Annotated in this window: 7 protein-coding genes; all 7 read right to left on the bottom strand. The window is 40.6% G+C overall.

Annotation, left to right across the window (positions count from 1 at the left end):
* Window positions 1-37: 37 nt before the first annotated feature.
* The gene (locus tag LV92_RS08945; protein WP_111623302.1) at window positions 38-1573 is read right to left on the bottom strand and encodes a YifB family Mg chelatase-like AAA ATPase; all 1536 of its coding nucleotides are present in this window, start codon (window positions 1571-1573) and stop codon (window positions 38-40) included.
* A gap of 457 nt (window positions 1574-2030) precedes the next feature.
* Complete coding sequence (locus tag LV92_RS08935) at window positions 2031-4427, bottom strand: penicillin acylase family protein (protein WP_111623300.1); 2397 nt, start codon at window positions 4425-4427, stop codon at window positions 2031-2033.
* Between the two features lie 91 nt (window positions 4428-4518).
* The gene (locus tag LV92_RS08930; protein ID WP_111623299.1) at window positions 4519-6399 is read right to left on the bottom strand and encodes a CocE/NonD family hydrolase; all 1881 of its coding nucleotides are present in this window, start codon (window positions 6397-6399) and stop codon (window positions 4519-4521) included.
* A 115-nt stretch (window positions 6400-6514) separates the two neighbouring features.
* Entirely contained in the window at window positions 6515-8497 is a 1983-nt protein-coding gene (locus LV92_RS08925; RefSeq protein ID WP_111623298.1) for a protein-disulfide reductase DsbD family protein, read from the bottom strand.
* Window positions 8497-9801 carry a tRNA lysidine(34) synthetase TilS gene (gene tilS, locus LV92_RS08920; RefSeq protein ID WP_111623297.1) on the bottom strand — a complete coding sequence of 435 codons (1305 nt, stop codon included), beginning with the start codon at window positions 9799-9801 and terminating at the stop codon, window positions 8497-8499. The genes LV92_RS08925 and tilS overlap by 1 nt, the downstream gene beginning before the upstream one ends.
* A gap of 32 nt (window positions 9802-9833) precedes the next feature.
* Window positions 9834-10679, bottom strand: coding sequence for an alpha/beta hydrolase (locus LV92_RS08915; RefSeq protein ID WP_111623296.1), 846 nt, complete (start codon window positions 10677-10679; stop codon window positions 9834-9836).
* An 84-nt stretch (window positions 10680-10763) separates the two neighbouring features.
* Window positions 10764-12062, bottom strand: a complete 1299-nt coding sequence (locus LV92_RS08910) for an anthranilate synthase component I family protein (protein ID WP_111623295.1) — start codon at window positions 12060-12062, stop codon at window positions 10764-10766.
* Window positions 12063-12066: the final 4 nt, after the last annotated feature.

Here is a 12066-nt window from a genome sequence, read left to right as displayed (position 1 = left end):
ATCTGTTATGGTGTAATTAGTTAAAAATATGTCTGGCTTACCCCAACCAGCCTTCACGGTCCAAACTACGGTATTGAATGGCTTCGCCAATGTGATTTCCGCTTACATCCGTGGCATTTTCTAGATCTGCGATCGTTCTTGCTACTTTCAGGATTCGGTCATAGGCCCGCGCAGAAAGATTCAATCGTTCCATGGCATTTTTCAACAGCTCTTTGGAAGGGTCGTCCATCTTACAATATTTACGTATGTGCTTGGTATTCATTTGGGCATTGTAATGTACGTTCTCAATTTCTTCAAAGCGTTGGGTCTGTATTTCCCTGGCGGTAGTAACGCGCTTTCTGATTTTTACACTACCTTCTCCTTTGCGTTCCTCTGACAGCTTTTCAAATGGTACCGGGGTAACTTCTATGTGGATATCGATTCGGTCCAGCAACGGCCCTGAAATCTTGCTCAAATAGCGTTGCATCTCCGCCGGCGAAGAGGTCACAGGGGCATCGGGGTCATTAAAATAGCCTCCCGGGCTTGGATTCATACTGGCCACCAACATAAAACTACTGGGATAGGTTACCGTAAATCGTGCTCTGGAGATGGTCACTTCCCTGTCCTCCAAGGGTTGACGCATTACCTCCAGTACGCCCCGTTTAAACTCGGGCAGTTCATCCAAAAACAAGACTCCGTTATGGGACAAGGATATTTCCCCTGGTTGGGGATAGGCTCCTCCGCCTACAAGGGCGACGTCCGAAATAGTGTGATGGGGACTTCGAAACGGCCTTTGGTTCATTAGTCCCATATTCTTGATCTTCCCCACTACAGAGTGAATTTTGGTAGTCTCCAAGGCTTCGTGCAAGGTCATGGGCGGCAAAATGGAAGGCAAACGTTTGGCCAACATGGTCTTTCCCGCACCCGGGGGACCAATTAAGATAATATTATGTCCGCCGGCAGCGGCGATTTCCATACAACGCTTTATGCTCTCCTGTCCTTTAACATCCGAAAAATCGAATTCAGGGAAATCCAGGCTTTTATAAAATTCTTCTTTAGTGTCAATAATTGTTTGGGTCAGGGGAATATCCTTGTCAAAGAAATCTATCACCTCTTTTATATTGTCTATGCCATATACCTCCAAATCATCTACTATAGCTGCTTCCCGAGCATTATCTTTTGGCAATATAAAGCCTTTAAAACCTTCCTCTTTGGCCTTAATGGCTATGGGCAAGGCTCCTTTTATGGGTTGCATACCTCCATCCAAGGAAAGCTCGCCCATGATAATGTACTTTTCTATGGATTCCGATTTAATCTGATTGGAGGCGGCCAGAATACCCAAAGCCAGGGTAAGGTCGTAGGCCGAACCTTCTTTGCGAAGATCGGCAGGTGCCATATTGATGGTGATTTTTTTTCCTGGAATTTTGTAGCCATTGTTCTGTAGTGCAGCGGCTATACGGTAATTACTCTCTTTTATAGCATTATCTGGCAGACCTACTAAATGGTATCCGATGCCTTTATCGATATTTACTTCAACGGTGATGGTCGTAGCTTCTACCCCAAAAACCGCACTACCATAAACTTTTGTAAGCATTTACTTGTTATTTGTCTTAAATGTAAACAAATAAAATAAATTTACAGTATAGCCAATGTGGTAATTTATAGAGGATTATGATGGATTAACTGTGGAATTTTTTTAGAATATTTTTCAAGGCCGTCTAATTACTAAAACAATTTTATTGTGCCATTCCGTTTAAAAACCGCTCGAAGTGAAGAATTGATAAAGACCTGGGTTTCATATCCTCTTTGGGTCTTGCGACCCCTTACGCCTTCTCCTTCGTCGAAGCCACCTCTTGCATTTTCAATTTTACTTTGTTCACAGTAGCAAAAGCCTTTTTGGTATACTTGGATACCCACTGCGAACTGCCACTGTCAACTTTTTTTTGAACCTTAAACCTTAAACCTTGAACCTTGAACCTTGAACCTTGAACATGCCACTGCCAACCGCTCACTGATAATTACACCATCAAATAGCCACTGCAACATATAAATCACTTTTTAGGCTCAAAGATCAATAGGGACTCCTGGGTTTTAATGATTTCCTCCCTGTTCATCATCATTTTTCGAAATTTGCCCTGATTGTACATTTCGGCCTGATCTTCATAATGTTCACTGAAAGGATTCCCGGACTGCCCTGTTGGTAGTATACTGGTGCTATTTTCAATATCGGAAAAATCAATTACCCGTCTTGTAGAGGGACCTGAAGTTGCCGGGTATAAGCCGGTGTCATCATATTTAAAGTACATATTATTGATTACCTCCCTAGTTCCTGAAACGGGGAAGGGACCAACATTAAAAAATGATCTAAGTGCATTGATCTGTCCTATGGGATGTCCATGTTCCAAAGTGTGTACCTTATCCCATGTCCATTTGTTCGGGTCTTCGCCAAAATCTTCCTCCAAAGACTGAAATGCTTGTCTAAACGAGAGGTTTACCCTGTCATTTTTTGTTTCTACACTATCGGTGGTGTTTACATCGTCCCACCAAACGGAATTATCTTTAGCGGCCATTGGCGCTATAAGCCGTTTGTGGAAATGGGTGTCTAACATTTGTTGGAACATTTGGGTTCCCAATTCGTCTTCGAACGTATTTTTTAGTAAGAAATAGATCCAACGGTGATAAACCGTAGGTTCTATTTGCTGTAGTTGACTGTTGCCATCCCAAACATTCATTTTGTCCAAGACGCTAATCTGTGCCTTGGTCATTTCCTTTACTTCTATGCTTTTGGCCAAGTTGGTTACCACCTTGGCATTTACACCGGAAGTAGCATCCAATAACATTTCCTGTACCGCATCCCTGTCCCAGTCATTTTTCGGTTCTAAAAGTGTAACGATCCTTTTTGCCCTATTCTCTGGCAAGTAATATCCAGGGTAAAATTTTCCGTTGATGGAATCTGGCTGATTGTTAGCGGAATACACATAATTCCAAGAGGGATTAATAGCTATGGGGTTTTCGGTAAAGTCCAAATAACGAACGGGTTCATCCTTTCCGGTACTACCTTCCAAAATAAACTTGGTATTGGTACTATCCGGCATTTGATAAAGTTTAGCTGTTGCAAACCACCCCACATTGCCCACGGCATCGCCGTACATAATATTTAATCCCGGGGCATGAATATCCGGCAGGGCTTTTTTGAATTCCGATAAATTTTGGGCGTGAGACATGCCATAAAGGGCATCCATTACCTTATTTTCCAATTTGGTGTAGATCCAGGACATGGCTATTGGGCGCTGATCTATTACCTGATCGGCAATTCCATTAAGAATGGGACCATGATGGGTTTTCTTAAAGGTAAAATTAAGGTCGTCTTCCCCTTTCACCTTTATAGTTTTGGTGACCAGTTCATATTTTTTCCACCCCGCACTGGTCTTGTAGAAGCTACTGTCATTTGGTTTCTCCTCCTCATAGTAAAAATCAATATCATCGTTTTCGAACATGGTAAGTCCGTAGGCTAACTTTCGGTCATGTCCCAATAAAGGAAAAGGTACTCCTGCCAAATGATAACCGTATTTTTCATAGTTAGGGGCATTTACATGGGCTTCATACCACACTGAGGGTTGTGCAAAACCAATATGGGGATCATTGGCCAAAATAACCTTGCCGTTTTTTGTCTTACCGGGCGCTATTACCCAACTATTGCTCCCTTCGAACTGAGGGACAGGAAAATCTTTCAATACCTCTGAAACCAAGCCGGCAATTTCATTTTTGATGGAATCGCGAATGCTGGGTTTATAGTTTTTGATCAAAGTACTTTTAGGATCAACACCTATTTCCAAATCGGTTAAATAGGCTGGCCCCAATTGGTTCTTAATATTCGTTAGTAAGGGGTCGGTTTTATGGGCCATCGCAAAACTAAAGGCCATATATCCCACGGTATTATAGATGTCCTTAAGTGTAAAAGGAGTTTTTTCCAAACTGGTGAGATGAAATTCAATGGGAGTTGGCCCTTCTGCTATGAATTGATTGATTCCATCCAAATATGCCTGGCTAAGCACGACCATGGGGCTATCTTTGGAAACATTTTCCACCGTTTTTTGCGAGGCATCATCTATTCCCAAGGACAGAAAGAATTTGTCCGTCTTAATCATATCCTCACCAAAAACCTCGGAAAGTCCCCCTATTGAAATCCTACGAAGCAACTCCATTTGCCATAATCTGTCCTGGGCATGGACATAACCCAGCACTCTTAGGGCATCTTCTTCTTTTTCGCCGTAGATATGGGGTATGCCATAGGTGTCAAAGTAAACTTCTACCTTATTACTTAATTTATCCGTTTCAATGTTGCCGACATATTCCGGGGTATGGGTGTACACATAAATGGCACTACTCAGTGCCATTATTGCGACAATACCCAAAACTATCCAGAGCAGCTTCTTAAATACTTTCACACTTATGCATTTTAGATTAAAGGTAGGGCAATTCAGGATATAAAAAAAGTACTCCTAAGAGTACTTTTGTTTCTTTAAAGCGATAATAAAATCAAGGTTTTAGGACGGTAAATTCTATTAAAGAAGTGTTGTACACACGATGTGTTTGTTTTTGAAAGTCTTCGGGTTTAGCTTGAAAAATATTTTCTACATAGGTTTGGGGATTAATATCTATATAGGGAAACATTGTACTTTGTACCTGTACCTGAATTTTATGGCCCTTCTTAAACGTATGGAAAACATCCTGAAGTTGAATGTTAACCTGAGTTACCTCTTCAGGAACAAAAGGCTCGGGTTTTGAAAAATCTTTTCTAAAACGGCCACGCATCACCTCACTACGAACCATTTGATGATAGTTGCCCATTTTTAAATAGGCCTGGGTCTCCTCGTAATCCTTGTGGTCCGGGGGGTATACGTCTATGACCTTAACAATCCAATCCGCGTCCGTACCAGTGGTGGAAACGTTAAGTTTCGCCATTATATCACCGGCAAGAGTGAGTGGCGTTTCCAAGGGTTCGGTTTCAAAAATTAAAACATCGGGTCTACGGGCCGCAAAACGCTGGTCATCTGTCATGAATTTACGGGGGGTAAACACCATTTTTATATCTTCGGAATAAGGGACAGGTTTTTTTGGGTCGCTTATAAATTCCTGAAAGGAGTATTCCCTGGTTGCAATCTGTCCTAAATGTTCATTGCGCTGTAAGGAGTAGGTTTCCTTGGAGGTGTTCTGGGGAGGCCAGGTATCAAAAGTCTTCCATTCCTTGGTACCTGTATCAAAAACATAGGCCTCGGGTAAATTGGTGGTCTTTCCCTCTCCTTTTAAAAAGTGATTGAAAAATCGTGTTTCGATGTTTTCCTGATAGAATTTTGAGATATCATCCCCAAAATAGACATTGCCAATGGCTTGCCGTTTTGTTGCCTTGGACCAATCGCCGTGGCTCCAAGGCCCCATTACAAGAGTATTATAGTTGGAGCTGTTCCTTTCAATATGCCCATAGGTATTGAGCGGACCATAAAGGTCTTCGGCATCAAACCAACCTCCTACGGTCATCACTGCAGGTTTAATATTTTTCAAATGTTGGATTATACCACGTTGCTGCCAAAATTCATCATAATTGGGGTGTTCCTTTAATTGCTGCCAAAAAACATTGTCTTCTTTGTAATATTTGTCCAAGTTGGACAATGGACCGGCATCCAAAAAAAACTGGTATTGGTCTTCAGTGCCCAGTTCGGGAAAAGAATACCATTCTTCGGTGGTAGGTTGGTCCTTTATATAACCAAATACGGCAGTAGCTCTCCAATAACTCAATAAATAGGCACCATTATGATGAAAATCGTCAAAAAAGAAATCCCCTATCGGGGCTTGTGGAGAAACGGCCTTGAGGGCTGGGTGGGCATCCAATAAGGAATAGGTAGCATAAAATCCTGGATAGGAAATTCCCCAGACCCCAACATTGCCATTGTGGTTTTCAACATTGTCTATAAGCCATTCTATAGTATCATATGTGTCCGAGGCCTCATCTACTTCTCCATCCTTTTTATTGGGAATATAAGCCCTCATATTGTCATAGACACCTTCACTGTTCCACCTGCCCCTAACATCTTGGTATACTACGATATTTCCCTCCTTCATCATTTTTCTATTGGGAGAAATCAAGGCTTTGTATTCGTTGGATCCATATGGTCTGGAACTATATGGTGTTCTTGACATGAGAATGGGATATTTCTTGGAAGTATCCTTGGGGGAATAGATGGTGGTATGTAATTTTATCCCATCACGCATAGGAATAACGACCTCTTTCTTGTTGTAAAAATCCCTGGGGTTATAGGTGTCGACTACTCCGGTATTGGTTTTGTTGGTGGTGGTCTGTATTCCCGTTCTTCCACAGGATACCAAGAAGATGGCCGATAAGAGGATTAAAATTTTGTTCATAGCGTAGGAATTTGCTTTTACTGTATATGTATAATATTAAACCTAGTTACTAGAAATGTTTTCCATTAAAATATTTATTAGAAGAATACATCTCAAAGAATTCATATATGTTGGCCTACTTTAACTGGCCCAATTCCTTAAAATTACTCACCCCTTTTTTTAACCATTCCTTATAGGTATCCCGATCTGTATATTGGACGGCAGTATTTAAAATTTCCAGATCAGGGGACATTATTACATAGTATGGTTGCGAGGCGGCATTAAAGTTCAAAGTTTGGAAAGTGCCCCATTTTTCACCCACGGTATTAATATTTTTTACGCGTCCGGATTCGTATTTAAAATCGAATTGTTCTTCGGAAGGCAGTTCCTTTCGGTCATCTATGTAGAGCGATATCAAAACGTATTCATCCTTAAGGATAGGATAAATATCCGGCTCGCTCCAGACCGTTTCCTCCATTTTTCTACAATTTACACAGGCCCATCCTGTAAAATCCAACAGTACCGGTTTGTTTACCTTTTTGGCATGGGCAATGCCTTTGTCAAAATCCTTGAAACAATCTATCCCCAAAGGACAATCACTTTCTGTTTCAAAAATGCTATAGAAATGGGGTGGCGGAAAACCGCTCAATAATTTTAAATCGGTTATTTTGGATAGCCCCAATATTAGGTAGATGGCAAAAGCTGTGCTTAGGACAGCGGTAATCTTCCTTCCGACAGACAATCGTTGTTTTGGTCCGTCGTGCGGAAATCTAAATATCCCAAATAAATAAAGGGAAAGCAAGACAAACAGCAATATCCAAATCCCCAAGAAAATTTCCCTTTTAAAGATTCCCCAGTTCCCCACTAAATCTGCATTGGAAAGAAATTTAAATGCCAATACCAGTTCCAAGAAACCAAGGGTAACCTTTACCGTAGTCATCCATCCTCCAGATTTAGGCAGGGAATTAAGCCATGTAGGGAATAATGCAAAAAGGCCAAAGGGCAACGCCAGTGCCACTCCAAATCCAGTCATTCCCATGGACAGGTTGGTAGCCACATCCCCTTCTGCCAAAGCAGTACTTCCCAACAATCCGCCCAAAATTGGACCGGTACAGGAAAAGGACACTATGGCCAAGGTAACTGCCATAAAAAATATTCCAAAAGCCCCGCCCACCTTGGAGGAGGCCGAGTCCATTTTATTGGCCCATGAACTAGGAAGCGTCAATTCATAATAACCGAAAAAGGAGAAAGCGAAAAATATAAAAATGAGAAAGAAAAACAGGTTGAGCCATACATTGGTGGCAATCGTATTCAATATTTGTGAATCCACTGAATCAAACAAATGAAATGGTAAACTCAACAGAAAATAGATTAATACTATAAAAAAACCATAAAGCAAGGCATTTGCAATCCCTTTGGATCTGTTGGCCCCTTGTTTGGTAAAAAAGGATACTGTTAATGGTATCATAGGAAATACACAGGGAGTTAGAAGCGCAATTAAGCCGCCCAAAAAGCCTAAAACGAAAATGGTCCAAAGACCAGATTTTTCATTCACGGCATTTTTATCCCCGTTAACCAACAATTCCTTGTTCTTAAGGTCCAGCATTAAGGCAGCACTCATATCCAGGCTTCGCTGGTCCACATTCTGTTCCGCAACAACTATTTCCTCTCCGGTCAGGGAAATATGGAATATTTCATCTTTTGGGATGCAGACCTCCTTGCAGATTTGATAGAACAAATCAACGGTAACCTGTTTAACCTCCGGATTCAATAATTTTATTTTTTGGGTAAAGACAGCCTTTTCCTTGAAGAAAGTTTCATCTACCTCAAAAATATCGGAGTATTCGGTAAGGGTTTCACTTTCTGTAGTGGTTCCTACCAATTCATAGTCCTCACCTGCCTTTTCAAATGTAAATTCACTTGGCAAAGAACCATTTTCATCCGTAAACTGGGAATAGATATGCCAGCCTTCATATATATCGGCCTTAAAGATAAGCTTGTACTCGGTGTCCGATATTTTTTCTGCTTCATAAGTCCATATGGCTGGATCATTATCCGACTGGGAAAACCCCAAGAAAAAACTGAACACCATTAAAATCAATCCCAGTATATGTTTCATTATTCTAATGTAATCTTTAAAATTTCTTTAGTCCTATCCGTAATTTTATAACGGTCGTCGGCGCGTTTTCCTATTATCCAGACAGTATTATTGCCAGAACACAATAACCATTGGTTTTCCTTGGCAAAAATATCCATTTTTTCGTCCTTGAAATATTTGGATATTTTTTTCTTGCCGGACATTCCAAGGGGGTAAAAATAATCTCCTTTTTGGCATTTACGGACTGTTAATGGGTACTTTAACGTTTCTTTATCTACATAAATTATCTTTGAAGAGGTCTCCCCAATGGCTTTGACGGTATTAAATTTTAAGGATATATGTTCTGATACCGCCTCTTGACCCTCTTCAATATTAAAAACCTCGGAATTTTTAAGTGCTTTGGGTTTTAACAATAAAAAGTCCCTGTCCTTCAGTAATCTATGGGTGTTGGAATGCACTTCTTTTCCGCTGTTGGCGCTTAGAAGTCCATAAATGTCATCCCATTGTGTAAATCCGTACTCCCGAAAGAAATGAAAAAGATAGGCTTTGGTAGGATTAAGTGCCAACAGTGAGGCTACTTTTACCTTTTCAATCTTGTCCACTTTTGAAAAAAGTTGCTTTCTTAATTGGACTATATGGTAATTCGATATTTCTTGGGTTTGCCCAAGATATTCTTGGGTCTTTAAAAAATTTTCTAAAAAATTGGGATTGAGTTCCTTGAGCTTTGGAATAATATTATGCCTAATGTTATTCCTTAAATATTTGGTATTTTCATTACTGGCATCTTCTCTCCAATGAATAGCATTGGTTTCTGCATATGTTTTGATCTCGGCTCTTGAAAATTGCAATAAAGGTCTGGAGATGGTGTTGGTATGCGATGGTATTCCGGTGAGCCCTTCGATTCCTGTTCCTCTGGACAAGTTGATAAGAAAGGTTTCCAAACTGTCGTCGGCGTGATGGGCCGTGACAAGGGTTTTAATATTATGAATTGCCATTATTTGTGAGAACCAATTATACCGGAGTTCCCGTGCAGCAATTTGCAAGTTGGTTTTATGTTGGGCCATATACCCGTGAGTATCAAAACTGGTCACAAAAATTTCCGTGCCCAGATCCTTTGCCAATTCCCTAACCAGGTCTTCATCCTTATCACTTTCCGCACCGCGCAATTTGAAGTTGCAATGAGCTATTGAGAAATCCAACTTATAGGAAGCACACAAATGGGCCAGAACAACACTGTCTACACCTCCGCTACAGGCCAATATAAATTTACCTTCTTTGAGATGGGGAAAGTGTAGATCTATGTGATTCGTAAAATTTTCTAACACACGGCTAATTTACATAAGAAAAATGATAGCAACTACATTTGGCTATAGAAGTGGTCCAAGCTGTTCCTTAACCAAATGCCGATGATATCCAAAGTGTTTTTACTTCCAACATCCTTGTGCAATTCGTGATAGCCGCCTTCAATTAAATGTAGTTCGGTACAACTGGAGTTTTTGTGTAATTTTTCGGTAGCCCTATAATCTATAATTTTATCTCCGGTACCGTGCAGCAAAAGGGTTTTGGTCTTTAGTTTGTTGGCATTGTGTACAGCCCACTCCCCTGCTTCCATTATAGGAAAAGAATACATGGGGCTTACTCTATCATGAACCAAAGGGTCTGCCATGTACTTTTCCACCTCTTGGTCTATTCTGGAAATATGTTGCGGATTCAGACCAGAGGACATTGTAATTGCAGGAAATATTTTCAACATAAATTTACCCAAAATCATTTTCCATTTAGGGGGTTGAAAAGCCAATTTAAGGTATGGACTCGACGCCACTATCCCGGCCAAATCCGATTTTATTCTCAAGTCATAGTTTAATACCAAATTTCCTCCCATACTATGACCGTAAAGGAATATGGGTTTATTGGGATTCAGCAATCTGGCCTTGGCGATAACATTGTCCAATAGTTCCAACAATGCCATATAACTAGGGCAATGTCCCCGTTTTCCACCAGATTTTCCATGACCTATATTGTCATAACAGAAGACGGCCAAATTTTCCTCCAAAAGTCTAGGAATCACAGCTTCCATATAGCGCCCCGAATGTTCGCCAAATCCATGGACAAGAACAGTAGCTCCTCTAACAATTTTGGGTCTGGCATACCATGCATTAATGGGGATGTTCTTATATTGAAGATCAAGCATTCTTACATCCATAGTTTTTAAATATAGAATATTAGGTATACCTAAATTTATAAACGCTTAAGGTATATTGAAAATTGATTATAACCAAATGACCTATTAATTTTCAAGCACCTGTCTCATGGCCTTGGCCTTAAGGAGGCATTCCTCATATTCCTTTTCTGGAACTGCCATGGCGGTTATGGCACTTCCCACGGAAAAAGAGACATATTGGGCCGTTTTGTTATAGAGAATACTTCGGATGACCACGTTAAAATCGAAATCGTTTTCTGGGGTAAAGTAACCTACGGTCCCGGAGTAGAGGCCTCTTTTGGAAGCCTCCAGCTCCTCTATTATTCGCATGGCAGATACTTTTGGAGCCCCGGTCATACTACCCATGGGAAAAGTTTCCTTGATAATATCCACCGGATTTTTGGTACTGGAAACCTCCGCTGTTACAGTAGAGATCATTTGGTGCACTTGATCAAAAGAATATACCTTGCAAAGTTCCTCAACTTCAACAGAACCTTTCAAAGCGCTCTTGGATAGATCGTTCCTTACCAAATCCACGATCATAATATTTTCGGCCCTCTCCTTTTCGTCCTTTTCCAAGGCTGTTACTAATAGCTGGTCTTCGATGGTATTCAGCGATCGTTTTGCAGTGCCCTTAATGGGTTGGGATATAACCTTGTTCCCCATTTTTTTAACATAGCGCTCCGGGGAAGAGGATAATAGGTATTTATCGTTTATTTTTAAAAAGGCTGAAAACGGTGCCCTGGTTATGGAATTCAGTTTTAGATAAGTCTTTAAAGCGTCTATTTCAGTGTTCTCCGCATAAAACTCCTGACAGAAGTTGGCTTCATAAATATCCCCTCTATGGATATGGTTCAACATTTTATTTACGCGACTAAAATATTCGTCCTTAAATATTCTAAGTTTAATTTTGATATCGGATCTATGTTCCAATTCCGGTGCAAATGGTGCAGGTGCTTCCAGGATATTCTTCAAATCTTCTTCAATTTCATCCGCTACCATATTTAGGTAATGGAAGGTAACCACTGTTCCCTCTATTTCTATTAATTTTTTGGGCTGAAAGAAATACAGAGCAGGAAAGTTCAGACTATCGGCATTGGAAGAAGAAAGTAGTTCCGTATCATTTTTTAAGTCATAGGACAGGTAGCCAAAAATCCAATCTTTAGTGTTGGATTGGTAATCGCTTAAATCCTTAAATGCGTTTTGGGTATCCGTTACTATGGACGTAAGTGCATCAACAGCTAGTAGGCCATCAAATGAGCTATACTTGCTTCTATGCCCGTTACTGTCCAGCCAAACAACCTCATAATATTGTTGGGACCAATGCAGTAGGGATTGCTTAAAACTTACAATGTCCGGAACTGTTAATGAAACCTTTTTTCGCAAAGAC

The organism is Arenibacter echinorum (genome assembly GCF_003259375.1).
Taxonomy (GTDB): domain Bacteria; phylum Bacteroidota; class Bacteroidia; order Flavobacteriales; family Flavobacteriaceae; genus Arenibacter; species Arenibacter echinorum.
The sequence above is the reverse complement of the archived record's forward strand: the minus strand, read 5'-3'. Positions and strand labels throughout refer to the sequence as shown.

Bases quoted from the DNA above. Each gene is read 5' to 3' on its own strand.
- LV92_RS08925 (WP_111623298.1), bottom strand. From the start codon at position 8,497: ATGAAACATATACTGGGATTGATTTTAATGGTGTTCAGTTTTTTCTTG.
- LV92_RS08930 (WP_111623299.1), bottom strand. From the start codon at position 6,399: ATGAACAAAATTTTAATCCTCTTATCGGCCATCTTCTTGGTATCCTGT.
- LV92_RS08945 (WP_111623302.1), bottom strand. From the start codon at position 1,573: ATGCTTACAAAAGTTTATGGTAGTGCGGTTTTTGGGGTAGAAGCTACG.
- LV92_RS08915 (WP_111623296.1), bottom strand. From the start codon at position 10,679: ATGGATGTAAGAATGCTTGATCTTCAATATAAGAACATCCCCATTAAT.